This window comes from Snodgrassella sp. CFCC 13594 (assembly GCF_001590725.1).
Classification (GTDB): domain Bacteria; phylum Pseudomonadota; class Gammaproteobacteria; order Burkholderiales; family Neisseriaceae; genus Snodgrassella.
In genome coordinates this window covers 15,234-40,584 of record NZ_LQXR01000016.1, presented here as the reverse complement: position 1 = coordinate 40,584, position 25,351 = coordinate 15,234, and the positions used below count along the sequence as shown (strand labels likewise).

Here is a 25,351-nt window from a genome sequence, read left to right as displayed (position 1 = left end):
GTTTTTGCTCATGCGTGCAGCTTAATGCTGCATGTTTGCTTCGGTTTTGCTGATTCAATGGCACGTACCTTCTGTGGCAAACAATGTGTTCAACTGGAATAAATATACATGGCCGCTTTCAACGTTCAAAAAGTTTTATCTGTGCATCACTGGACCGATGCCTACTTCACTTTCACCTGTACCCGGGATGATGCATTGCGCTTCCAGAATGGTCAATTTGTTATGGTTGGCTTAATGGTCGATGGCAAGCCACTGATGCGCGCGTACAGCGTTGCCAGTGCCAACTGGGAAGAACATTTGGAATTTTTCAGTATCAAGGTACAAGATGGTCCATTGACCAGTCGTCTGCAACATTTGAAAGTTGGCGATGAAGTATTAATCAGTAAAAAACCCACCGGCACGTTAATTGCAGGCGATTTAAATCCGGGTAAAAATCTCTATTTACTCTCCACCGGCACTGGCTTGGCCCCTTTTTTGAGTATCACGAAAGACCCGGATGTCTATGAGCAATTTGAAAAAGTGGTGTTGATTCATGGTGTGCGCTATACAAAAGATTTAGCCTATTATGAACACTTCACCCATGGCTTACCCAATCACGAGTATTTGGGTGAATTGGTACGTGAAAAACTGATTTATTATCCAGTGGTCTCTCGAGAAGCATTTAAAAACCAAGGGCGATTAACCAATTTGATGCGTACGGGCCAGTTATTTGAAGACATCAACATGGAACCCATCAACCCTACCGTGGATCGTGCCATGATTTGCGGCGGCCCAGGCATGCTCAAGGATTCATGCGATACACTCAATGAGTTTGGTCTGAAAATTTCCCCAAAAATGGGGCAGCGCGGCGACTATGTCATCGAACGCGCCTTTGTGGAACAATAAGCCGTTTTATTATCCCTGTTCACCCAAGCCCTTGGTTTGGGCTGCCTGAATCAAGCTGTCGGCCATCGGCAGCTTATTTTTATGTGAATGCCTTATGCACAGTCTCATCACCCTCATTACCATTTTGTTGCCGCTGTTTGTCGGCTTTTGCGTGCGATTGCCACCTGCCGGTGTGGCGTGGGTGAACCGTGGTTTGTCTTGGCTGGTATATTTGATTTTGGTTTTAATTGGACTCTCGCTGGCCAAAGTACCCAACTTGGGCAATCAACTGCATCTGATTGCGCTGACCACTGTGTGGTTGTTTGTTTGCACCATTGGTTTGAATTTGGTGGTATTGATGGTTTTCGACCATAAACGCCCTTGGACGCAACGGCCGTGCACACAGCAAAACCACAAAACCCGTGTTAGTGTTTCAGGCAGCCTGAAACAAGTGGCTTGCGTATTATTGGGATTGTTGTTGGGTAAAGCATTGCCCACACAATGGCTGCCGCCCGATGCCGCCAGCACCGATGCGCTCATGTTGTTGGTGTTTCTTGTGGGTGTGCAATTACGCAGCAGTGGCATCACTTTGCGGCAAGTTTTTATCAATCGGCGCGGCGTACAAACAGCCGCTTGGTTCATGCTTGCCAATCTGGCTGCCGGCATCGTGTTTGCAGCGACATTACCTCATGTATCTTGGTCGCAAGGGTTGGCTCTATCATCAGGTTATGGCTGGTACTCACTCTCCAGCATTGTCATGACAGAAGCTTATGGCCCCATTTGGGGCAGTATCGCACTCTTAAATGACTTGGCACGCGAATTTTTTGCATTGATGTTCATCCCCTTCATCATGCGCCGTCATCCCTCCGCGGGGGTGGGTATAGGGGGTGCCACCAGTCTGGATTTTACCCTCCCTATTATCCAGTCCTCTGGCGGTATTGCTGTCGTGCCGCTGGCCATCAGCTTCGGTTTTATTGTGAATGTGGTTTCGCCCATTTTAATGGTGTTTTTCTCTACATGGGCATTTTGAGCATGTAATTTCGCTGAGCGGAACTCAGCTTGCGCGCATGTGAACAATGATGCACAATACTTTTCACTTTTAGCCACAATCATTATAAGGTATGAAAATGCCGAGCCGTACGCCACGCCATGAAAAAATCATCGACTTAATCCGCGAAAGCGGTTTTATGCCCATCGACGAATTGGCACGGGTTTTGGACGTTACCCCACAAACCATCCGCCGCGACATCAATCAATTATGCGAAGAAAATTTGTTGCGACGTTATCATGGCGGCGCCGCATTGGGCAGCAGCATTGAGAATGAAGATTATTTTTCACGCAAAAATAAACTGCAAAGTGAAAAATCGCACATTGCCGACGTGATTGCGGAACACATTCCCGACAATGCCTCCTTGTTTATGAGCATCGGTACCACCATCGAAGCCGTGGCTTTATCATTGATTAAAAATCACAAAAACCTCAGCATCATCACCAACAACATCCACGTTGCCTCCATCGTATCCAGTCGCAGCGATTACACGGTCATGATCACCTCCGGGGTGGTGCGCGCTGTGGATGGTGGCATTACCGGCGTGGCCACCATTGATTTTATTAATCAATTTAAAGTCGACTATGCCGTTTTGGGTGCGGCCAGTATAGAGTCAGACGGTTCGTTACTCGACTTTGACTACAAAGAAGTCAGTGTCATGCAGGCAATGATGCAAAATGCGCGTTTTCGTTACTTGGCGGTTGACCACAGTAAATTTGGCCGCAATGCCTTGGTGCGCATGGGTGATATTACCGAGTTTCATGCATTGTTTACTGATGAAGAACCTTCTCCCGCATTGTCTAAAAAATTGGATGATCATGACGTAAAATGGTATTTGGCCGACAAAGAAGATGAATAAACAAACCAAGTCCAATAAAAAGGCTGCCTCAATGTTTCAGGCAGCCTTTTTATTTTTGGTTTGGGTATCAATTTTTATTGCATAACCGATAGGCAAAACTCCAAGCGCTCATTTATGCTTTGGGTAAGGTCACGCCAGTTTGGCCCATATATTTACCAGCGCGATCCCGGTATGAGGTTTCACACTCTTCATCGCTTTCAAAAAACAGTACCTGAGCCACACCCTCATTGGCATAAATCTTAGCGGGCAAAGGTGTGGTATTGGAAAATTCCAGCGTCACATATCCTTCCCACTCGGGCTCAAATGGTGTCACATTCACGATGATGCCACAGCGTGCATAGGTTGATTTCCCCAAACATACAGTCAACACATTACGGGGAATACGAAAATACTCCACGGTGCGGGCCAGGGCAAAGGAATTGGGTGGAATAATGCAATAATCGTCTTCCACGGTAACAAAATTGCGTGTATCAAAATTTTTAGGATCAACAATGGTGCTGTTGATGTTGGTAAAAATTTTAAATTCCCGCGCACAACGAATGTCATAACCGTAGCTGGAAGTGCCATAAGAAATGATTTTCTGACCGTCTGCTTGCTTGATTTGTCGCGGCTCAAACGGCTCAATCATGCCATGTTGCTCGCTCATGCGGCAAATCCACTTATCCGATTTGATGCTCATGATGGGCTCTACAAAAATGTAATGGACGCATTATACCGATGCAACGCAACCCTGCCACCACAACGCCGCTTTTGGCAGCACACAACGGGCTTTATTTACCCAATTGATTGCGGTCTTGAATTACACGGTAACCCAGGCTTTCTGCCTTGGTTTGCTGGCTTTTGGCAATGGTAAACACCCCTAAATCACCCGTAGGGCCACCACACATGGCCGGATAGGCACGGCCATCATGCGTATTGGTGGCTACCAATACATCAATCCCGCCTTGCTGCAATTGCGCACGCAAAAACGCAACGCCTTCGCCGACTGAAGTATGACCGCACTGACGCAAATCCAGTGTTTTTGACATCATTACAGTTTGACTACTAAGGCTGCCTGAAGCGCCTCCATTATTCGCGCAAGCAACCAATCCACTCACCATAGCCAATGCTGCAGCCATTCTAATCGTATTTCGCTGTATCATTTCGCCTCCCATTTAGCGGCCGATTTGGCCTGCTTTAACGTGCTTATTGCCCCGGCTGCCATCCACCCAAGTGACTCACTAATTCCAAGAGTAAATCACTCAAAGCTTCCGTCATCAATACCTGCGATGCAAACATCAGGCTTTCCATGTCATCTCCTTGGCTGGCGGCTTCTTCTTGCAACACATCCAAAAATTGAATGCGCTTCAACGTGAAGTCTTGTGTGAGCACACAACGCACCCGATCCTGCCACACCAAGCCAAGCTGCGTAACAACTTTGCCGCTCTTGACATGGTTTACCACTTCTTCAACCGTCAAATCTTGATGACTGATGCGAATGACCGGAGCGGCATCACCCACACCTTTGAGTTCACAATCACAATCCAGTTCAAAACCACCGGCTGCACTACCATTGAGCAACCACTCGGTCATCAAGCTACCCGGAGATTGTTGCGTACGCGGCAGGCTGGCAGGCAACCCACCCAAAGCGTCACGCAGCTTGGTGAGCAAGGTTTCAGCTCGCTTGCTGTTGCCCTGATTAATGAGCAGCAAAGCACGTTGGGTATCAATCACAGCTTCAGTTTTGCTGCTTTTGGTAAAGGCACGAGGCAGCAAGTCATCGGTGATGTTATCCTTCAGTTCTTGCTTTTCCTTGCGCCCTACTTGGCGACTTTCCGCTTGCTGTATTTCCTCAACCTTGTCGTCCAGCACATCCCGTATCACGGCCGCTGGTAATACCTTTTCCTCTTTTTTTAAGGCCACTCGCCAAGTGTGTTGCGCAGCAAATACCATTTCTGGACTAAAAGACGCTGGTGCACAAAAGCCTATGCTGTCCCAATCCAAACCCATGCACGGCGCAAATTCAGCTTTGCGCAATGCGTCCGCCAATGTTTCCAACACCGGTATGCCATTTTGTTCCAAAGGATAAAAACTCAATTGCTTAAACCACATCGACTGCTCTTTCGTGTATGACCACCTATAAAGATCTGCATTATACGGCAAAAGCCCCTCCGCCGATAAAGCACCCACACCCCGCCCGTACTAACTATCTGGCCCAGATGGCATTACGCTGACCATTACGAACGCTGCCAGATACCGTTCAGGCAACCATTAAGGTTGCCTGAACGGTATCGTGATTCATGAATCTTCAATGCGCTCGACAAGGCCGGAATACATCCAACTCAGGCTGATATTCGTGCGTACGAGCATCCATTAAACCCAAAGTGGAATGGAAAACATCATCATGAGAAAACTGGTTTTGCTGTGCCCGACGCTGTAAACACGAGGCATCTAAACCAGCATCATGATAGAACCCTGCATTGGCCCAAAAAATCATTGGGATATGAGTCTGTTGACTGGGGGCAATGGCATAAGGCGCAGCATGCAAATACATGCCGTTTTCACCCAGTGATTCGCCATGATCAGAAAAATACCATAAAGCGGCATCCAAATCGGTTTCGCTTTGCAGCAAGCGGATGGTTTGGGCCAACATATGGTCAACATACAGCACTGTATTGTCGTAAGTATTGCGTAATTGTTGATTATCACAGCTCTGAATCTGATTGGTATCGCACGTGGGCATAAAACGGCGGAAGGCACTTGGATAGCGTTGATAATAGGCCGGGCCATGACTGCCCATGGTATGCAACACAATCACGCCATCCGTTGGCAACGCACGGATTTCCTGCTGCAAATGGGTGAGCAAATTCAAGTCTTGGCAACCATCACCCACACACTCCTGTTTTGGCGCCCAGTCATGCACTTCAACATGACGTATACGGTCGCATGCCCCTTTGCACCCACCATCATTCTCACGCCAAAGCGTAGATATCCCAGCCCGTTGCAACACATCCATCAACCCTTCCTGATGCCGTGCCCGATTCGCATCATAGTGCGCGCGCGGCATATTGGAAAACAAACACGGTACTGACACCGCAGTGGATGTGCCACAAGAAGCTACTTGCGGAAAATTGACAATATCGCTGCCCATGGCGGCCAGTTGTGGTGTGGTTTGACGCCAATAACCATTTAAGCCCCAGTTTTCTGCACGGGTGGTTTCCCCCACTACCAAAATCAGCACCCGTTTGCGGCCGCCAACATGAGCTTGATGCTGTGCATCCAAGCCGATGCGCTGTAAAGGTCGGCTGGCATCATAAGCGTTATAGGCTGTTTTAAACAAAACACCCACCACATTGGTTGGTGCAATTTGGTGATTCACCTGTTTATTGTTCCGAAAAAAAGAAGCAAAATGCCCATATGCCGCCAACACCACAGCGCCTGCTACCACAACGGACATCAATATATTCAACAAGCGCCACGCCACTTCACGGTACCAAGGATGGGCATAGACCAAGCGCACCACCCACACATAACCCACGCTGGGTAAGACACCAGTAACCAGACACCACCACAAAAAACCAGCACTAAGCCAAGCGCTGGCCTCGCCCATATTGGTCTGCAATACGTTTTGCATCATATCCGCATTAAAATAAACATCCTGTGTCATGGCTGCATAACTCACCGCTGCTCCCACCATTAGCAAGACGGGCACCACCACTTTATGCACATAAGGCCAGAAAAAAAGTTGAATAAAGACGTTCATGGCCGCCAAGAGAAAAATAGGCATAGCCAACCACAGCACCATATTGTGGTCATACAACAAAGGGGCCTGCTTGGCCAATACCAGCCAAAGCCGGACATTAAACACCACTAAAAAATACACACTCAACAGCGCAATAATCCGGTTACTGCTGCCCAAAACGGAGATTTTCATCACACTCACCACAAAATTAGCGTGGAGGCAGTCTAAAAAAGCAAAATTAAGGTAATCTTAAGACTGCGTTGGCACACTCATGGCAAAAATCAATATTCAGGTAGCTTGCTGGCGCATAACTGATAGAAATGCTGTTGTCCCATTGAATTGATTAAAGAGAAACCGATGACTTTTTCTTGGCACGAAGAAAACCACTTTTCCACCCGCAATAACTGGCTGCGCGCCAGTGTATTGGGCGCCAACGACGGTCTGATCTCTACCGCCAGTTTGCTCATGGGATTGGCTGCCGCCCAGCCCAGCAGCCACACACTGATGCTCACAGGGGTCGCTGCCTTAGTGGCCGGGGCCATTTCCATGGCCGCAGGAGAATATGTTTCGGTGTCCAGCCAAGCCGATACCGAAAAAGCCGACTTACACAAAGAGCGAACCACACTGGCTTCGTTTCCCGATGATGAACTGGCTGAATTGACCACCATTTATCAAGAACGTGGGCTTTCTGCGCCTTTGGCACGCGAAGTGGCACAAGCCTTGACGGCACACAATGCATTGGAAGCCCATGCACGTGATGAAATCGGTATTACAGAAACCAATAGTGCCAAACCATTTCAGGCAGCCTTGGCTTCAGCATTATCTTTTTGCTGTGGCGCTTTATTGCCGGTATTGATTGCCATTCTGGCACCCCAACATGGGCTTATGATCATGCTCTTCAGCACCACCATGATAGGATTGCTGGTATTAGGCTGATATCGGCCAAATTGGGTGGTGCGCCTATCTGGCCTGCATTGACGCGTATTTTTATGTGGGGGGTATTGGCTTTGCTGGTCACCAGCTGCATTGGCAAAATTTTGGGTATATAGCCCCATGCGCATCATCATGTGCATCTACATTGACTCGACACACCAACCCTAAACATGGTCGCCCAAACCTAATGATTTTATTCCCATACGAAAACACATAACTATGCGTATTTTATTATTGGAAGACGACATCGACATAGCCGAGGGGCTGGTTGCCGGACTCAAAAAACATGGTATGGCCTGCGACTGGTTTCGCTCCGCGCGCTTAGGTCAGAGCGCCTTATTCAACGCGCCTTATGATGCCGTTATTTTGGATTTAGGGCTGCCGGAAATCGATGGCATGGATGTATTGGCCTACTGGCGTCAACACCAAATACCCATACCCGTCTTCATTCTTACGGCACGCGATGCACTGCCAGATCGTTTGGCCGGACTCAATAATGGTGCCGATGATTATCTGTGTAAACCCTTTTCCCTGGATGAAGTGATTGCCCGCTTGCATGCCTTAGTGCGCCGCAGCCAAGGCCGCAGCCAGCCCATGTTACAGTATGGCGGCTTGCAATTGGATGTGGCAGCTTGCTCAGCCACCTTAAATGGACAAGCCCTCAGTCTCACTCAACGAGAGTGGCTACTTTTAACACTATTGGTATCCCATCCCCACCAAGTCCTCAGCCGTGCTCAAATAGAAGACAAGCTATATGGCTGGGACCAAGAAGTAGAAAGCAATGCGGTAGAAGTCCATATCCACCACTTGCGTAAAAAAATCGGTCCCTCATTCATCCGCACCCGGCGTGGTTTGGGCTATCAATTGGGTACTCCGCCATGATGAAATCCACCACAGCCATCAGCCGTCGGCTCATGGTCTATTTGGGGCTAACTTTGCCAATTTTGTGGGTGACCACTGCGCTCATGAGCGCCATTGCTGTGTATCACGAAATCAATGAAGCGGGCGATACTCAATTGAGCCAACTGGCGCGTGAGCTATTGCAAGTACCGGTTGATGCCTCAGTCAAACCCACGATTACCAAGCTCGCGCTAACCAAAGCGCAACGAGGCCTAATTGATGCCGATGAAATGGGTTTTGCGGTATGGCGCCAAGATGGTCAGTTATTGGTGGCAGATGACATCGGACAGAAAATAAGGCCTCGGCATGATTTTCAGGGTTTTCACAATCAGGGGCGCTGGTGGGAAAAACACGCGTGGCGTATATTTTATCTTAACGACAACCAACACGACTTGCATGTTGCCGTCAGTGCCAGTAGGCGAGAGCGGCTATCCACAGTACTTAATGCTGTTTGGATACAATTAAGCCTGTCGATCTTGGTTTTGCCGATATTATGGTGGCTCATCGCATGGGGGGTACGCAAAGGCACACAACCTTTATTGCACTTAGCCACAGATTTGAATAAACGCGATGCATACAGTTTGACACCAATGGGCACAGCCGTGCCGGCGGAAACATGGCCCATGGTGAATGCCATGAATGCGCTCCTGAGACGCGTTGATGATGCTAGACAACGCGAATTGCAATTCACAGCCAATGCATCGCATGAATTGCGTAGCCCTTTGGCTGCCTTAAAAATACACACTGATGTTTTGGCGCTCACGGACCTAGACGATGAACAATGGGCGCACATCCACAGCATGCAGCAAAGCATAGCACGTACCCAGCATTTGATTGAGCAATTACTGATACTATCGCGCTTAGACCCACTTTCCACCTTGACCGACAACCAACCCATTGATTGGCATACTACCAGCAATCACGCATTAGAAAGTGTAAGCCTGTTGGCACGCGAAAAACACATTCACTTACAACGCATCCTATTGGCACCCAGTTGGGACCAAGCTTTACCTGTGCACGGTGATGCAACTCTACTGTCCGTATTATTGCGCAATCTTCTGGACAATGCCATCCGCTACAGTCCCCAACACAGCCCAGTCCTGCTCCAAATAAGTACACATCAAATTTCTGTCACTAATATGGGTAATGGGGTTTCAGCCGAAAATCTGCCGCGCTTACATGAGCGTTTCTTCCGACCTGCAGGACAAACTCAAAATGGCAGCGGCTTAGGGCTGTCCATTGCAGACAGCATTGCTCATTTACACGGTTTGGTCATTCATTTAGATAATCGCCATGATCCGTCAGGCCAAACCATTGGCTTTGTTGCTGCACTCAGCATTGCCATGCCACCATAACGTCCTCCAGATTGACAATGGGGCTGATTTTTAGCGATAATCCGCCCGCCTCATTGCATGCGCCCATCGTCTAGAGGCCTAGGACACTGCCCTTTCACGGCGGCAACCGGGGTTCGAATCCCCGTGGGCGTGCCAATTATGGTCACTCATTAAGATAAATAATTGATTATCAGTCTGATAACTATATACCCAAATATTTCTTTTATTTCATTGCTGCTAGCAGCGCCAACACACAGAAGCAGCCAACTTCATGCTGATGCGCTCTGCCCATTTCATTCATCACTATTACCTTGGCAATTACCTTTTGGATGTCTTTCACAGAGTTTTTACGCCAACAACACAACCCATGCCCCTCTCAAGGTAATATACTTTCATACATTGGTGATCAATCTCACTGTGTAACTTTGCTCAGCATATCCTAACTTATTATTGATTTTGACCGAATGATTGCTTTTTTTTCTGTTGTACTAGCCATTCTATTCACGCCAGGCCCCACCAACACCCTATTGGCTTCCTCAGGAGCCCGTATCGGTATACGGCAATCATTGCCTTTGATTCCAGCCGAATGGCTAGGATATTTCGTTTCCATCAGTGTTTGGGGGCACTTTTTGCATGGTCTAGCGCAATGGTGGCCGCTGATACCGATGCTCATTAAATTCTTATGCGCGGTCTATATTTTAAAACTTGCCTATGACTTATGGCATCATGCCAACTGCCCCAATGAACCTTCAAACAGAGGCATTACACCTGCCAAGCTATTTTTGACCACCTTATTGAATCCCAAAGGCATGATTTTTGCCACTACGGTTTTTCCCCCGATAGCATGGATCAATACAACCGCTTTTCTCACCTACTTTGCATTATTCACCGTAACCCTGATTCCAGTAGCCGCTTGCTGGGTGGTGTTTGGCGGCAAATTGGTCAATGAGAAATTACACATCAGCCCGATGCATTTTCAGCAATTTTCCAGCATGGTGTTGGCTATCTTTGCTGGAGTGATTATTTATAAAACCATCCTCGTTTGAGACCATGACCCAACAACGCTTATCCATGTGGTATTTTTCTCAATCATGCTCTTACGCTATTGCGGATTTAAACCCCAAAATTGATCTGCCTATAACAGTATTTTTGTATGCTCTAAATTAATGAGAAAATCAGCACTGCACGGGTTGCCTGAAACACAAAAGCAGCTTATTGCAATGCGCCCCAGCGGCTAACGGCAGGTTCAGATTGTGCCCATTGCCACATAGCGCCATTTTGACAGACATCCAAGGTAAACCAGTGTTCAATCACTTGTTTATGCTCTTTTTCTTCGACAGAAAACAATGCTTGTTTGCAAGTCGTCAACGCATTGGGTGCTTCACGCACCACCACCACCCGTCCTTGATTACGACCATAATAGGGAATAGCTTGCTTTACAGACCAAGTACGCTGATACCCAGGTGCTGTTTGTCCAATGGCATTGGCAATTTGCTGCTGTTCATTGGCTGTAAAGCGGCGCATGACGTATTTTATGCCAGAATCGACTGCGGCATTCGTCGCCGTTGCCACCGCCAAACCAACGGCGGGATTGCTGGTGGCAGAAGAAATTGCCACACCTGCTGTCACCCCGGGTAAACTCGCCAACACGCCACACCCCGACAACATAGGCGCTAAACACATGATCGTTTGTAGTAAGCGTTTAACTAGGATCCGTTTCATTACTGCAATGCCCCCCAACGACTGACCGCTGGCTCGGCCGTTGCCCATACCCAACCAGTTGGGCTTTGGCAAATCGAGGCCACATAAAACTGGCTGTGGGCAACATTTTTCGGACTGGCTATTGGTGTCCGCATGGCTACCCAAGCATCCAAATCATCCGTCACAGCATAGCTGGGAGCAGATGTGCTGGTGGCGGCCACCTCGGAGTCGGTCTTGACCATCGTATCCACTGAATACACGATTTCTTTACACTGCATCAGCCCATCGCTAATGCTGCGACTCACTGTCACCCGACCTCGCTCATCCGGTTCCAGCGGTATAGTGTGCGTTGAATACCAAGCAGCCACTTGGCCCTCATTCAATGGCGCCGCCGCCAGAGCAATCGCCTGCTGGGTTTTACCGTGACTATTGCGTAGGGCATACTGCACCGCCGAGCGGGTGGCTGCCTGAAAGCCAATACCAATACCAGCCGTCACAGCCGCATTATCGGTTACTTTTTGTGCCACAGCCGCCCCGCCCAAGCCGGCTACCACTGATGCGCTTTCTGTCATTAGCGATTGGCATCCGCCCAAGCCAAGCAACAACACAACAACCCAAATACGCGTCAACGCTACGGTCATTGTGCTGAATCTATAAAAATAGTTGAGATAGCTATGTGCAGCATTCATATTGGCTACGTTGCGTGCAGGTAGTGACACGCCCAAAATTAGTGAACTCGGATGGCAGTTAATTCGCATGTTGATTGGATATTAATTTAGCAACGCAGTTCAATATATGAAGATAACACAATGATTCAACTACGCACATCGTGCCACTCAAACACACCCATCCCCAGCATGCGCATTATGGCTTTACTTCATTTAGCCTGAGTCGATTAAGTTCCCAACGCAGGTTTAGCAATCTTTTGAATTGACTTATTCAGGATGGGTAAACAGCATACTACACCAATCGCCCATTCAATTCCGCGTCTGGCACACGCGCCAAAATACTGCTTATATGGGTATTGAGTGCATTAATTAAAAAATATGAACGCAAATATGCCATTGGGCAAGCTAGATATGCTCGCCAAAGAAACAAAAACACATTCAAAAAAACCGGCGCATCTGCGCCGATTTTTCAAGATAGGATTTCACTCAAATAACTTATTTTTTAACGATTTGCCGAGCAACCACCACAATACCGATTACAAAGGCCAGCAAACCCAGGATTTGTGATGGAACGGCCCAGTTGGGCAAATTCAGCGCCAATGGCGATTCACCAAAACCAGACGCCAAAGACACGACAATCACCATGGCTAAAGCCACGCCAACCAAACTTTCCCCAACAATCAAGCCTGCGGCAAACAAGGTGCCGCGACGCTCTACTGTTTTTAAGGCAGCCTGCTTTTCTGATTCGCCCATATGGCGTTTTTTGATCACACGAGTGCACCAATACGCCAACAAGGTACCGATGAAAATAGGCATGATGATGGTGGCGGGCAGGTAAATCCCCATCCCGACGGCCAAAGAAGGAAAACTCAATCCAGGCCGCCATTTTTTCAGCACTAAATCAATAATGATCACCACTACACCAATGATCATGCCGGTGAAAATATAACCCCACTCCAAATTATGTGAAAAAATACCTTTGGCAATGGTAGTCATTAATGTGGCTTGGGGAGCCGCTAATGCCTGTGTAGCATCCATATCCGGACGTGGCAAGGCACCACTGAAGCCATAAGCGTTGTAGAGTAATTCCAATACAGGGGCAATCACCATCGCACCGACCACGCAACCCACCATCAAAGCCACTTGCTGGCGCCACGGCGTGGCATGCACCAAATGGCCAGTTTTCAAATCCTGTAAATTGTCATTGGAGATGGTCGCCACAGCCATCACTACCGAAGCGGTAAACAGAGCCAAAGCTGTCATGAATTCATTGCCACCAACTTGTGCAAACACCCCTGATGTTTGACCAATCACCATAAACACCAGCGAAATTAAAACGATGGAAACAATACCAATCCCTGAAATGGGACTAGCAGAAGAACCGATCAACCCAGCCATATAACCACAGGCAGCCGCCACCAAGAAACCAATAAAAAATGCCAACAGCGTAGCGCATATCACCAAGCCAATGGCCAAGCCCGCTGAAATCGGGGCACTGGCCACAAAATGGTAAAATGTTGCAGCCAAAATCAACAGCATGGCCACCGCAATGATGCCCATGGTTTTAGGCGATAAATCCTGATGCACCCGATCAATTGAAGCCTCAGTATGTGATTTTTGGAAGGCTTGCAACGACAGTTTCATGCCTTCCACCATCGGTTTAAATAACGTCAACAACGTCCATATGGCTGCCACAGCAATGGTTCCTGCGCCAAGATAACGCACTTTAGTAACCCACAATTGCATCGCATATCCCGCCAAGGTAGTGCCTTCAGGCATTGGCGCGATGGCAGAAAAATACGGCACGGCTACCCCCCAAGCCAGCAACATTCCAGCAATCATAGCAATCCCGCCCGTAATACCCACCAGATATCCCGCGCCCAATAGGGCAAAAGAAAACCCCATAGGCAGCTGGAAAATGGCATTACCCGACTTAAACCAATAGCTGGCACTATCACTCAATATACGCAAGCCTCCGGCCAAAAAACTAAACACACCAGAAACCACACTGCCAGCCACAATCTGCTTAATGCCGCTTTGAGGCGCATTGCTGTTGGCCGAAATCAATTGGTTGTGGTCACCTGCCTTTAAAATTTCGGCAGCAGCCACACCTTCTGGATAAGGCAAATCACTGTTTACCACCATTACGTGCCGCAAAGGAATGGTAAAAATAACCCCTAAAATCCCGCCAGCAGCACAAATCAACGTGGTTTGCCAAAACGGAAAACCATTCCAATACCCCAACATCAGCAAACCTGGCAATACAAAAATAATGGACGACAACGTACCCGCTGAAGATGCCTGCGTTTGCACCATATTGTTTTCCAAAATGTTGGCGCCTTTGAAAAACTGCAACACCGCCATGGAAATCACTGCAGCAGGAATGGAAGAGGCAAAGGTTAGGCCTACTTTAAGGCCTAAATATACATTGGAAGCGGTAAAAATCACCGTAATCAAAGCACCTAGAATAATGCCGCGCAAAGTCAATTCACGGTATTGAGCCATGCTGGCCAGCTCAAAAGCGGATTTAGACATCTAAAAACCCCCAACTTGTTGGACTCAATGCCCATTCATTATGCGAATCAGACATTTCATTCAATCGAATTAGAAAATTCTGTTATTAAAAAAGAATATGGCACATTATGCTGTGTCAGCGCCTATATTGTACTTAATTTTTCTGAGTGTACAGACTTAAGAGCCATTACCCAGTGTATTGCTAAAACACACCCACCAGAAAATCCACCATCACAAGAGTGCCTTGGCAACATTGTCAGCCTGTTGTGGTGTGGCTATACTGCTTGAATTTGCTCTCGCTTATTTTAATAATATGTCTCAGCCAACTGTTTTGGTGTTGCAACACCCGCAATTATCCCAGTGTGATTTAGCCGCCTTGTCGTTCTTGCCCGCATTCGTAAAATCGGATTATCTTTTCAATCAAACCACTTTGCGCGTGCCCGTCACTGCTGACTTCAGGCTGCCTGAACAAGTCGGTGCAACACTGATGGCTCAACACATTGATTTCGCGATTCTCCCCGATCTGCCTTTTGAGCATTTGGGATTAATTGTCAGCGACATGGATTCCACTTTTATTACCATTGAGTGTGTAGATGAAATCGCTGCAGGTGTCGGTTTGAAAGACCAAGTCACGGCCATTACCGAACGTTCGATGCGTGGAGAGTTGGATTTTGAAGCCTCATTGCGTGCCCGTGTGGCTCTTTTAAAAGGGCTGCCTGAAGGCGAATTGCAATACGTATATGAACATGTTTTGCAGCCATCACCAGGCGCTGAGTGGCTACTCAAAGAATGCAAACAACACGGCGTGAGATTCATGTTGGTCTCCGGCGGATTTACTTATTTTACCGAGCGATTACGCCAAAAATATGGCTTGGATTATGCTTTTGCCAATCAACTTACCGCTCAAGCAGGGCAACTCACAGGCACACTCTCTGGACAGATTATTGACGCCCAAGCCAAAGCAGATTTACTGGCCGAATACACCCAGAAATTGGATTTGCAGCCCAATCAAACTTTGGCCATGGGGGATGGCGCCAACGATATCCCCATGATTCAAGCTGCAGGCTTTGGTGTGGCCTACCACGCCAAACCCAAGACCCAAGCAGCAGCAAACATTCAAGTTCGCTTTGGCGGACTGGATGTGGTGCGCAAGTGGTTCCGCTAACCCACAACCCTGCTGTTTTTTTAATCACTGCACCAATATACAACAATAAAATACTGCCTAGCGCTTTCAGGCAACCCGCTAAGGAACCCATCCATGTATCCCATCCATGAGCCCCTGCAATCTGGTCTTTTACGCGTATCCGACATCCACCAAATTTATTGGGAACGCAGTGGCAATCCCAATGGCAAAGCTGTCATTTTTTTGCATGGCGGTCCCGGTGGTGGTGCCACAGCCGAATGCCGAGGCTTTTTCGATCCCGATCGCTATCACATCATCATCATCGACCAACGCGGCTGCGGTCGCTCTTTGCCTTATGCATGCATTGATGACAACACCACATGGGATTTGGTGGCCGACATCGAAAAAGTACGTAACCTATTGGGTATTGAACAATGGCAAGTCTTTGGCGGCTCTTGGGGTAGCACATTGGCACTGGCGTATGCCATCACTCATCCACAGCGTGTGCGAGAATTGGTGTTGCGTGGTATTTTTTTATGCCGTCCTTCAGAGCTAGCTTGGGCCAACCAAGCGGGTGCCAACGCTTTTTTCCCGGAAGCATGGCAGGACTATTTAGCCCCCATACCCGTGCACAAACGACACGACCTCATCAGCGCCTATCATGAATTGTTGTGCAATCCCAACACCGATGAAACACAATGTCTGCAAGCGGCACGCGCATGGGCACAGTGGGAAAGCCACATCGTGCATCTGCACCCCAACGACGAAGCCGTCGCCGTTTACAATGATGCAAAAGCCGCCTTGGCCATTGCCCGCATTGAAAACCATTATTTTGCACATCGAGGCTGGCTCAGTGGCGAATTCGCGCTACTCAATCACGTTGCCAAAATCCGCCATATTCCCACCATTATCGTTCAAGGGCGCTACGATATGTGTACACCGATGCACACTGCTTGGGAATTACACCAAGCCCTGCCCCAATCAACGCTGGTGGTCACCATCGCAGGGCACTCTGCCTTTGAGCCAGAAAATAAACAAGCTTTGATTGCGGCTACCGATCAATTCGCCGCTTGATTCCATTTGCGAAAAGGCTGCCTGAATACTCTTCAGGCAGCCTTTTCTATACTTGACTGATTTTGTCGGGTATTGGATAATTCAGGCATTGATTAGGGATGTTTGGGGTTTTTATGCGTTTAACCACCAAAGGACGGTTTGCTGTAACGGCCATGCTGGATTTGGCCATGCACGCACGTGATGGTGCGGTGAGTTTGACTGCCATCAGTGAGCGCCAGCACATTTCCCTATCCTATTTGGAACAATTATTTGGGAAACTGCGTCGTGCAGGGTTGGTTGACAGCATACGCGGCCCTGGCGGCGGATATGTCCTCCGCCAACAAGCAGAGCTTATCAACATCGCCGACATCGTCGCTGCAGCCGAAGATACGCTCGATGCCACTCAATGTGGTGGCTCTGCCAACTGCCAAGACGGCAACCCTTGCTTAACCCATCATTTATGGGCCAATTTAAACAAAACCATCGACAACTATTTACGCGGCATCAGCTTGCAATGTGTGATTAACCAACAACAAGAGCGTCATGGCGGTCATAAAGCCACCATCGCACTCACCCAGATCCATTAACAGATGGACCAACAACCAAGAGAACACCACCATGACTGTTAAACTACCTATTTATCTCGACTACTCTGCTACCACCCCAGTGGATCCACGTGTGGCCGAAAAAATGATTCCGTATCTGACCGATATTTTCGGCAACCCCGCATCCAACAGTCACAGCTTTGGTTGGACAGCAGAGGAAGCTGTGGAAAACGCACGCAATGAGATCGCAGCTTTGATTGGCGCAGATGCCAAAGAAATCATCTTTACTTCCGGCGCCACAGAATCAGACAACTTAGCCATCAAAGGCGCGGCACATTTTTATCGCAGTAAAGGACAGCACCTGATTACCGTTAAAACCGAGCATAAAGCCGTACTTGATACCATGCGCGAGTTGGAACGCGAAGGCTTTGAGGTCACATATTTGGGGGTCCAAGAAAATGGCTTATTGGACTTGGATGAATTAAAAGCAGCGATTCGACCCGACACCACCTTGGTGAGCGTTATGTGGGTGAATAATGAAATCGGCGTGATCCAAGACATTGAAGCCATCGGTGCCGTGTGTGAAGAAAAAGGCATTGTGTTCCATGTAGACGCCGCTCAGGCTACAGGCAAGGTTCATATTGATGTCAAACAAAATCATATTGGCCTGATGAGCCTGTCTGCCCACAAAACTTATGGGCCAAAAGGCATTGGCGCTTTGTATGTACGCCGCAAACCCCGCGTACGCTTGGAAGCGCAAATGCATGGTGGCGGCCACGAGCGTGGCTTTCGCTCAGGAACATTACCTACCATCAAATTGTGGGTATGGGTGAGGCTTTCCGCTTGGCGCGTTTGGAAATGGATGCCGATAATGCCCATGCCAAAGCCTTGCGTGACCGTTTTTTAAACGGCATTAAAGACATTGAAGAAGTTTATATCAATGGTGATATGCAGCACCGCGTGGCCCAAAATCTCAATGTCAGCTTTAACTTTGTGGAGGGCGAAAGCCTGATCATGGCAGTGAAAGACATTGCCGTCTCCAGTGGTTCTGCTTGTACTTCGGCCAGTTTAGAGCCCAGTTACGTACTGCGCGCATTGGGTCGCAACGATGAATTGGCGCATAGTTCTTTGCGCATCACCATCGGCAGATTCACCACGGAGGAAGAGATTGATTATGCGGCTGAGTTGATTAAATCCAAAATCGGCAAATTGCGCGAATTATCGCCACTTTGGGAAATGCACAAAGACGGCATCGACTTGAGTAGCGTTGAATGGGCTGCACATTAATCTTCTCGGTAAAATGATACCAATAACAGGCGGCTTAATCCGCACACAAGGAGCAACACATGGCTTACAGCGACAAGGTCATCGACCATTATGAAAACCCCCGCAATGTCGGCTCTTTCGATAAAGGTGATGAAAGCATTGGTACCGGCATGGTGGGCGCACCTGCTTGCGGTGACGTGATGAAACTGCAAATCAAAGTGAGCGACGCCGGCATCATTGAAGATGCCAAATTCAAAACCTATGGCTGTGGCTCTGCCATTGCGTCGTCCAGCTTAATTACTGAATGGGTAAAAGGCAAAAGTCTGGATGAGGCATTGTCCATTAAAAACAGTGCCATCGCTGAAGAATTGGCTTTGCCACCGGTAAAAATCCACTGTTCTATTTTGGCTGAAGATGCCATTAAAGCAGCCGTGGCTGATTACAAGAAAAAACACGACTAAGGACTAATCATGGCCAGCGGCTGGGCTCCAGACGGCGCCGAACAGGCACAAATCGATGCCTCCTTGGATGATGCACTCACCCAAGTACGCGAGCGTTTACCACAAGGTGAGAGCGCGCATGAATGCATCGAATGCGGCGCCATTATTCCGGAAGCGCGGCGGCGTGCCATTGCGGGCGTGCAATTGTGTGTTGATTGCCAGGAGGAAGCCGACCGGCAGCAGCGTATTTTTGCCGGCTACAATCGGCGCGGCAGCAAAGACAGCCAATTGCGCTAAGGCTGCCTGAAATCAACAGAGAAACCAACAAAAATTCGGATGGATTTATGATTACCGTTACTGAAAATGCAGCCAACCACATTCAGAAATACATCGGCAAACGTGGCAAAGGAGTCGGCATTCGCTTGGGCGTCAAAACCAGCGGCTGCTCTGGCATGGCCTACACTTTGGAATTTGTGGACGACCTACACCCTGAAGATATGGTGTTTGAAGGTCACGGCGTTAAGGTTTTTGTGGACCCCAAAAGCCATGTCTATTTGGATGGCACGGAGTTGGATTACACCAAAGAAGGCTTACAAGAAGGCTTCAAATTCAGCAATCCCAACGTTAAAGACGAATGCGGCTGTGGCGAAAGCTTCCATGTTTGATGATCAGGCTGCCTGAAACACGCTGCTCAACAGCACAATAATCGCTGATGCACTAGCTGATGCACTAGTAGTGCATGGGGGCCATCCGTCGTACAACGTTTGCAACCACTGGGGTTGGACATGCCGCCGCACTGGCAGTGCTTACTGGCATCGGCGTCAAAACCCACAAGCACAATCGATCATCCAAGCTGCGATATGCTGGCCACAACAGCTAAAGAGAAGCCAACACAGTCGGATCATTTTCGCTCAGATAGTTTGAACGAAACCGGCGCACCCATAGAAACAAGCATCATGAGCCAATATTTTGAATTATTTCAACTTCCTGAGCAATTTGACATCAATCTTGACATGTTGACACAGCGCTACCATGCACTGGCTGCCCAATGCCACCCAGACAAATTTGCCCATCAATCTGCATTTGAGCAGAAACAAGCCATGATGATGGCCACTACAGTCAACGAAGCTTATCGCACGCTGAAATCGCCACTGGATAGAGCAGCATATTTACTACAGCAGCAAGGCATTGCCGCAGATGCGCCAGAACATACTCATTTCGCTCCAGAATTTTTAATGCAGCAGATGGAATGGCGCGAATGTTTGGAAGAAGGGCAATTGGCCCACGATGAAACCGTGCTCACCAACCTGAGCACTGAAATTGATGATGCCCAAGCGGCACTGGAGCACACCTTAGCTGCAGCATTGGGCGAGCAAAGCTGGGAAGAAGCCGCCGAACTGGTGCGACAAGGGCGTTTTTTAAGCAAATTACACCATGAGATTCAAGCTGCCTTGCCTTAATTTGGAAAGCCATTGAACGGCCTGAGCGCACGCACCAAAATGTTATAATTAGTGACACCCAAACACACAAACCAATCACACTAAGACTTTTTGATTATGGCTTTACTGCAAATTGCCGAACCTGGCTTATCCGCTGCGCCACACCAACATCGGTTGGCTGTCGGCATAGACTTAGGCACCACCAATAGCTTGGTGGCCACTGTACGCAGCGGCCATGCAGCCTGTCTGCCCGATAAGCAAGGCCGAATGACACTGCCATCGGTGGTTCGCTATGGCAGCGACGGAGAAATTGACGTGGGTCAGGATGCACTCAAGGCCCAAAAAATCGACCCAGCGAATACCATTAGCTCAGTGAAACGTTTAATTGGCCGCACCTTAGCCGACATTAAAGCCAACGAAGAGACACGCTACCTCCCCTACCGTTTCGGAGAGGATGAGCGCATCATCCAACTGCATACTCGCGCGGGTGTAAAAACGCCGATTGACGTATCGGCTGATATTTTACATGCCCTCAAAAATCGTGCTGAAGCCAGCTTAGGAGGTGAACTTACTGGCGCCGTCATTACCGTACCGGCCTATTTTGACGATGCACAACGTCAAGCCACTAAGGATGCAGCACGCTTGGCCGGCCTCAATGTATTGCGCTTACTCAATGAGCCTACTGCGGCGGCCATCGCTTACGGTTTAGACAACCGTGCTGAAGGTACGTTTGTGGTGTATGACTTGGGCGGGGGTACCTTTGACGTTTCCATTCTGTCGCTGAGCCAAGGCCTGTTTGAAGTCAAAGCCACCAATGGTAACAGTGCGCTTGGCGGTGATGATTTTGATCAACGCCTGTTTTGCTGGTTGCTGGAGCAAAATAAACTGTCGCAACTCAACGAACAAGACAGTGCTTTGCTACTTTCGCTCGCACGCGCCGCCAAAGAAGCGCTCACGCATGACAACTCAGCCACCATTCAGGCAACCTTATCTGACCACCGTCACATCAACACCCGCATCACCCGTGCTACTTTCCAGCAGCTCACACAACATTTGGTGGCCAAAACATTGGCGCCAGTAAAACAGGCGATGCGCGATGCGGGCGTAGCCAAAACCGACATCACGGGCGTGATTATGGTAGGTGGTGCCACGCGCATGCCTCATGTGCAACAAGCAGTCGCCACTTTCTTCGGGCAAACCCCACTCAACAATCTCAACCCTGATGAGGTCGTGGCTTTGGGGGCCGCCATTCAAGCCAATGTATTGGCAGGCAATAAAAATGACGATGAGTGGTTGTTATTAGACGTTACGCCGTTGTCTTTGGGTTTAGAAACTTATGGTGGCTTGGTGGAAAAAGTGATTCCACGCAACACCACTATTCCTACGGCTCGCGCGCAAGACTTCACCACGTTTAAAGATGGCCAAAGTGCCATGATGATTCACGTGGTTCAAGGTGAGCGCGAATTGGTATCTGATTGCCGAAGTTTGGCGCGCTTCACGCTGCGAGGCATTCCACCGATGATGGCGGGCGCGGCACGCATCCGCGTCACGTTTCAGGTCGATGCAGATGGTTTATTGTCGGTTTCGGCATGTGAGCAAACCACTGGCGTACAAGCCCACATTGAAGTTAAACCATCCTACGGTTTGGATGATGCCGCCATCACACAAATGTTGAAAGACAGCTTCAGCAATGCCGAAACCGATGTGCAAGCCCGCGCCCGCGCAGAAGCCGTGGTGGAAGCACAGAGCATCATGGGCGCAGTGCAAAGTGCACTTGCTTTGGATGCGGATTTACTCGATGCCTCAGAGCAGCAATCCATTCAGGCAGCCTTGATACAGACACAAAGCCAAGTTAATGAAGGCGATGTCCAAAGCCTACGCGATGCCATCCAAGCATTGAGCCACGCTACGGACCACTTTGCCGCCATGCGCATGAACCGCAATATTCAGCGGGCGTTGCAAGGCAAAAAAGTGAATGAGATTTAATTCATGGTTTGTCGGGCACGCCAAAAGCTGCCTGAAAACACAACTGGAGAATTGACGATGTTAAAACTATATTATTTACCTGGCGCTTGCTCTACGGTTCCTCATGTGGCTTTGGTTTGGTCGGGCTTACCGTTTACAGCCGAAGCCGTGAGTCGTGACTGGATTAAATCTTCTGAATATTTGGCACTGAACCCACAAGGCCAAGTGCCGGTATTGGTGGAAGATGGTTGGGCGCTTGCTCAAAATGTGGCCATTCTGGATTACATCAATGATTTGGCCCCAGATGCTCAGATTTTTGGCAGCGCCGATACCCATGCCAAAGCACAAAGTCGCCAATGGTTGGCTTTTGCCAATAGCGACATTCATCCTTCATTTGGCTTGCTGTTTCACCCTCAGTCGGCAAGCGACGATGAATTGGTCCAAAAAGACATAAAAAGCCGCGCAGCAGAAAAAATTGCCGCCTTGTTTGGCAAGGTCGATACGCGATTGACGGCACAGCAAGAACAGAACCAGGGTTTCTTGGCCGGAACCAACATCAGCATAGCCGATGTTTATGTTTACGTGACCTTACGCTGGGCACACGCCAGTGGCATTGATTTAAGCCGCTTCACACAACTGTCTGCATTCTATCAGCGCGTGGGCGCAAATGCGGGTGTACAAACCGTACTTAAAGCACAAGGTTTGCAACCATAAAAACCGCTTTCGGAACCAACATGCCAAAAATCACTGTTTTACCCCACCCCACTTTGTGTCCAGAAGGCCGAATCTTAGATGACGTGCCCGTAGGTGAAAGTATTTGCGATGCCCTTTTGGATCACGACATCGAAATTGAGCATGCCTGCGAAAAATCCTGTGCCTGTACCACTTGTCACGTTATTCTCCGGCAAGGATTCAATAGCCTGCCAGAACCAAGTGAACTGGAAGAAGATTTGCTTGATCAGGCTTGGGGTTTAGAGGCCACGTCGCGCTTAAGCTGCCAAGCCAAAATGGGTAACGAAGATGTGGTGGTGGAAATTCCCAAATACACCATCAACCATGCCAGCGAAAACCATTAACAAAAATAACCTACTCAGGAGCCGATGATGAAATGGACTGACACTCAGCGCATCGCAGAGGATCTTGCTGATATACACAGCCACATAGACCCCAACACAGTGCGCTTTACACAGTTGCGAGATTTGGTGCTGTCGTTACCAGACTTTGACGATCAACCAGAGCATTGTGGTGAGCGGATTTTAGAGGCCATTCAGCAAGCGTGGATTGATGAGGTAGAATAAATCCGTGGTATTGCACAACAAACAGCCGGTGAAAACCGGCTGTTTTTGCATGGGCTGCCTGAAAAACATTAAGTTATATCCATGCGCACCACCGCAACTTGCTTAATCATGTCGTTTTGCACAGACAACACCTCAAATCGAATGTGTTCATGTTCATAGACACTGCCCACTTGAATCGGCTCTGGCAACTTATGATGCAGATATTCAGCCACAGTCATAGCCACCTCATCGGCACTCACCAAATCATGTGTACCCAATTCCTGCTGCAACTGATACCAATCGGCATCACCCGTACAGCGCCAGCGCCCTTCACCCACTTTCACTAAGGCCAACTGCTCATCTGCATCTGGAAATTCACCAGCAATCGCTTCCAACACATCCAACGGTGTCACCAAGCCCACCACTTCATGGTGGCGGTTGCGCACCATCAGCAGCATACCTTTGGCCGCCCGCAAGGTATGCATACATTCAATCACATTTTGGTCTTCATACACCCAAATCGGCGGGGCTGCCTGTGATAGTTGTGCCTGCCAATCTTCGCCCCGATCCAATGCATCCAGTAAAATTTTTGCTCGAGCTACGGTACGCACTTCGTTCAAATGGCCAGCGCACACCGGCAACAAACTGTGTGGCACCGCCAAAATCGTTTGCCGTATTTGCTCGGCCGAAGCTCGGCTATCGATCCAGGAAATGTTTTCACTCGGCACCATAATGCTGTCAACCGTTCGCTGCGATAAAGACAATACTCCACCGATCATGTACCGTTCTTCAGGAATAAAAGCAGCGCCCAAAGTTCCTTCAGGCAGCACCGTCTCCAAACCGCCGTCGTCGGTTTTACCCCCCATCAGCCGGAAAATGGCATCGGCGGCTCTCGTCCGCATGGGCTGTTGCGCGGCCCGTTTCTGTTGATTGCGTTTGGTAAATTGATTAAATGCTTCTATCAATATGGCCACCGCAATACCAGAATAAATATAGCCTTTGGGAATATGGAAGCCCAAGCCCTCTGCGATCAGACTGATGCCAATCATCAACAAAAAACTCAAGCACAAAATCACCACCGTGGGATGTCGATTCACAAACACCGTGAGCGGCTTCGACGCCACCAACATCAATACCACCGCAATAATGACTGCCGCCATCATCACATAGAGATTATCAACCATACCAATGGCCGTAATCACTGAATCCAGTGAAAACACCGCATCCAACACCACAATTTGTGTCACCACCAGACCGAAGCCAGCAAACGCCTTTTGGCTGCCTGAAACGTCGTGGCTGCCGCCTTCAATTTTCTCGTGTAATTCAGTCACGGCTTTATAAAGCAAAAATAAGCCGCCTAATAAGAGGATGAGATCCCGTCCGGACAAAGACAGGCTCCCCAGTGAAAACAACGGATTGGTTAGGGTCACCAACCAAGAAATCACCGACAACAGCGCCAAGCGCATAATCAAAGCCAGCGACAAGCCAATCACTCGCGCTTTGTCGCGCTGGTGTGGCGGCAATTTCTCCGCCAAAATGGCAATAAAAATTAAATTGTCTATGCCCAGCACCACTTCCAGCACCACCAGAGTGAGCAAACCAATCCATAAACCGGGGTCGAGCAAAATCTCCATATATTGATAGCAAGTTGTTGAAAACGACCTGAGTATAAATGAGAATTGCGGATTATCACTTCGGCTT

The 25,351-nt window shown here is 48.7% G+C and carries 25 protein-coding genes, 1 tRNA gene and 2 pseudogenes; 20 read left to right on the top strand and 8 right to left on the bottom strand.

Annotated elements, in window-relative coordinates:
• Positions 1–108 precede the first annotated feature (108 nt).
• From A2F46_RS09430 to A2F46_RS09420, 3 genes are all read left to right on the top strand, one after another.
• Positions 109–885, top strand: coding sequence for a ferredoxin--NADP reductase (locus A2F46_RS09430; protein WP_066569718.1), 777 nt, complete (start codon positions 109–111; stop codon positions 883–885).
• A 94-nt stretch (positions 886–979) separates the two neighbouring features.
• The gene (locus A2F46_RS09425) at positions 980–1,894 is read left to right on the top strand and encodes a lysine exporter LysO family protein (protein WP_066569717.1); all 915 of its coding nucleotides are present in this window, start codon (positions 980–982) and stop codon (positions 1,892–1,894) included.
• 97 nt (positions 1,895–1,991) lie between these two features.
• On the top strand, positions 1,992–2,771 hold the full coding sequence (locus A2F46_RS09420) for a DeoR/GlpR family DNA-binding transcription regulator (RefSeq protein ID WP_066569715.1): 780 nt from the start codon (positions 1,992–1,994) through the stop codon (positions 2,769–2,771).
• Positions 2,772–2,883: 112 nt separating this feature from the next.
• Here A2F46_RS09420 and dcd read toward each other — a convergent pair whose 3' ends face one another.
• The 4 genes from dcd to A2F46_RS09400 all read right to left on the bottom strand — a co-directional run bounded on the left by dcd (position 2,884) and on the right by A2F46_RS09400 (position 6,684).
• Positions 2,884–3,450, bottom strand: coding sequence for a dCTP deaminase (gene dcd / locus A2F46_RS09415; protein ID WP_066569713.1), 567 nt, complete (start codon positions 3,448–3,450; stop codon positions 2,884–2,886).
• A 91-nt stretch (positions 3,451–3,541) separates the two neighbouring features.
• Positions 3,542–3,913 carry a hypothetical protein gene (locus A2F46_RS09410; protein WP_156471615.1) on the bottom strand — a complete coding sequence of 124 codons (372 nt, stop codon included), beginning with the start codon at positions 3,911–3,913 and terminating at the stop codon, positions 3,542–3,544.
• Between the two features lie 43 nt (positions 3,914–3,956).
• Positions 3,957–4,862, bottom strand: a complete 906-nt coding sequence (locus A2F46_RS09405) for a recombination-associated protein RdgC (RefSeq protein ID WP_066569709.1) — start codon at positions 4,860–4,862, stop codon at positions 3,957–3,959.
• 196 nt (positions 4,863–5,058) lie between these two features.
• Positions 5,059–6,684 (bottom strand): phosphoethanolamine transferase, encoded by a 1,626-nt coding sequence (locus A2F46_RS09400; protein ID WP_066569707.1) that lies wholly within the window; start codon positions 6,682–6,684, stop codon positions 5,059–5,061.
• A gap of 165 nt (positions 6,685–6,849) precedes the next feature.
• Between A2F46_RS09400 and A2F46_RS09395 the strand changes: the two are divergent.
• The 5 genes and pseudogenes from A2F46_RS09395 (at position 6,850) to A2F46_RS09375 (ending at position 10,705) form a co-directional block, all read left to right on the top strand.
• Positions 6,850–7,541 (top strand): annotated as a pseudogene (locus tag A2F46_RS09395) (VIT family protein).
• Positions 7,542–7,644: 103 nt separating this feature from the next.
• A complete protein-coding gene (locus A2F46_RS09390; protein ID WP_066569704.1) occupies positions 7,645–8,307 on the top strand; it encodes a winged helix-turn-helix domain-containing protein in 663 nt (220 codons plus the stop codon).
• Complete coding sequence (locus A2F46_RS09385) at positions 8,304–9,680, top strand: ATP-binding protein (protein WP_066569702.1); 1,377 nt, start codon at positions 8,304–8,306, stop codon at positions 9,678–9,680. The genes A2F46_RS09390 and A2F46_RS09385 overlap by 4 nt, the downstream gene beginning before the upstream one ends.
• A gap of 59 nt (positions 9,681–9,739) precedes the next feature.
• Positions 9,740–9,815: transfer RNA gene (locus tag A2F46_RS09380), tRNA-Glu, on the top strand.
• Between the two features lie 308 nt (positions 9,816–10,123).
• Complete coding sequence (locus A2F46_RS09375) at positions 10,124–10,705, top strand: LysE family translocator (protein ID WP_066569700.1); 582 nt, start codon at positions 10,124–10,126, stop codon at positions 10,703–10,705.
• A 166-nt stretch (positions 10,706–10,871) separates the two neighbouring features.
• On the opposite strand, the gene A2F46_RS09370 is transcribed toward A2F46_RS09375, so the two are convergent.
• From A2F46_RS09370 to A2F46_RS09360, 3 genes are all read right to left on the bottom strand, one after another.
• Positions 10,872–11,381, bottom strand: a complete 510-nt coding sequence (locus A2F46_RS09370; protein WP_156471614.1) for a hypothetical protein — start codon at positions 11,379–11,381, stop codon at positions 10,872–10,874.
• Positions 11,381–12,001 (bottom strand): hypothetical protein, encoded by a 621-nt coding sequence (locus A2F46_RS09365; RefSeq protein ID WP_082783652.1) that lies wholly within the window; start codon positions 11,999–12,001, stop codon positions 11,381–11,383. The genes A2F46_RS09370 and A2F46_RS09365 overlap by 1 nt, the downstream gene beginning before the upstream one ends.
• A gap of 522 nt (positions 12,002–12,523) precedes the next feature.
• Complete coding sequence (locus A2F46_RS09360) at positions 12,524–14,563, bottom strand: OPT family oligopeptide transporter (protein ID WP_066569693.1); 2,040 nt, start codon at positions 14,561–14,563, stop codon at positions 12,524–12,526.
• Positions 14,564–14,855: 292 nt separating this feature from the next.
• Here A2F46_RS09360 and serB point away from each other — a divergent pair, with 292 nt between their 5' ends.
• The 12 genes and pseudogenes from serB to iscX all read left to right on the top strand — a co-directional run bounded on the left by serB (position 14,856) and on the right by iscX (position 23,671).
• Entirely contained in the window at positions 14,856–15,707 is an 852-nt protein-coding gene (gene serB, locus A2F46_RS09355) for a phosphoserine phosphatase SerB (protein WP_066569691.1), read from the top strand.
• A gap of 93 nt (positions 15,708–15,800) precedes the next feature.
• Positions 15,801–16,739: a prolyl aminopeptidase gene (gene pip, locus A2F46_RS09350; RefSeq protein WP_066569688.1), complete on the top strand. Its 939-nt coding sequence runs from the start codon at positions 15,801–15,803 to the stop codon at positions 16,737–16,739.
• Positions 16,740–16,852: 113 nt separating this feature from the next.
• Complete coding sequence (gene iscR, locus A2F46_RS09345) at positions 16,853–17,305, top strand: Fe-S cluster assembly transcriptional regulator IscR (RefSeq protein WP_066569734.1); 453 nt, start codon at positions 16,853–16,855, stop codon at positions 17,303–17,305.
• Between the two features lie 31 nt (positions 17,306–17,336).
• Positions 17,337–18,550 (top strand): annotated as a pseudogene (locus A2F46_RS09340) (IscS subfamily cysteine desulfurase).
• A gap of 59 nt (positions 18,551–18,609) precedes the next feature.
• The gene (gene iscU, locus A2F46_RS09335; RefSeq protein WP_066569678.1) at positions 18,610–18,990 is read left to right on the top strand and encodes a Fe-S cluster assembly scaffold IscU; all 381 of its coding nucleotides are present in this window, start codon (positions 18,610–18,612) and stop codon (positions 18,988–18,990) included.
• Positions 18,991–18,999: 9 nt separating this feature from the next.
• Positions 19,000–19,266, top strand: a complete 267-nt coding sequence (locus A2F46_RS09330) for a DksA/TraR family C4-type zinc finger protein (protein ID WP_066569677.1) — start codon at positions 19,000–19,002, stop codon at positions 19,264–19,266.
• 47 nt (positions 19,267–19,313) lie between these two features.
• Entirely contained in the window at positions 19,314–19,634 is a 321-nt protein-coding gene (gene iscA / locus A2F46_RS09325) for an iron-sulfur cluster assembly protein IscA (RefSeq protein ID WP_066569675.1), read from the top strand.
• A 291-nt stretch (positions 19,635–19,925) separates the two neighbouring features.
• Positions 19,926–20,429 carry a Fe-S protein assembly co-chaperone HscB gene (gene hscB / locus A2F46_RS09320; RefSeq protein WP_066569731.1) on the top strand — a complete coding sequence of 168 codons (504 nt, stop codon included), beginning with the start codon at positions 19,926–19,928 and terminating at the stop codon, positions 20,427–20,429.
• Between the two features lie 96 nt (positions 20,430–20,525).
• Positions 20,526–22,394, top strand: a complete 1,869-nt coding sequence (gene hscA / locus A2F46_RS09315; protein ID WP_066569670.1) for a Fe-S protein assembly chaperone HscA — start codon at positions 20,526–20,528, stop codon at positions 22,392–22,394.
• A 57-nt stretch (positions 22,395–22,451) separates the two neighbouring features.
• Entirely contained in the window at positions 22,452–23,087 is a 636-nt protein-coding gene (locus tag A2F46_RS09310) for a glutathione S-transferase family protein (protein WP_066569730.1), read from the top strand.
• A gap of 20 nt (positions 23,088–23,107) precedes the next feature.
• Positions 23,108–23,449, top strand: coding sequence for an ISC system 2Fe-2S type ferredoxin (gene fdx, locus A2F46_RS09305; RefSeq protein WP_066569669.1), 342 nt, complete (start codon positions 23,108–23,110; stop codon positions 23,447–23,449).
• 27 nt (positions 23,450–23,476) lie between these two features.
• A complete protein-coding gene (gene iscX, locus A2F46_RS09300) occupies positions 23,477–23,671 on the top strand; it encodes a Fe-S cluster assembly protein IscX (RefSeq protein ID WP_066569667.1) in 195 nt (64 codons plus the stop codon).
• A gap of 68 nt (positions 23,672–23,739) precedes the next feature.
• Here the strand turns inward: iscX and A2F46_RS09295 are convergent, their stop codons facing one another.
• Positions 23,740–25,284, bottom strand: coding sequence for a transporter associated domain-containing protein (locus A2F46_RS09295; protein ID WP_066569666.1), 1,545 nt, complete (start codon positions 25,282–25,284; stop codon positions 23,740–23,742).
• Positions 25,285–25,351 lie beyond the last annotated feature (67 nt).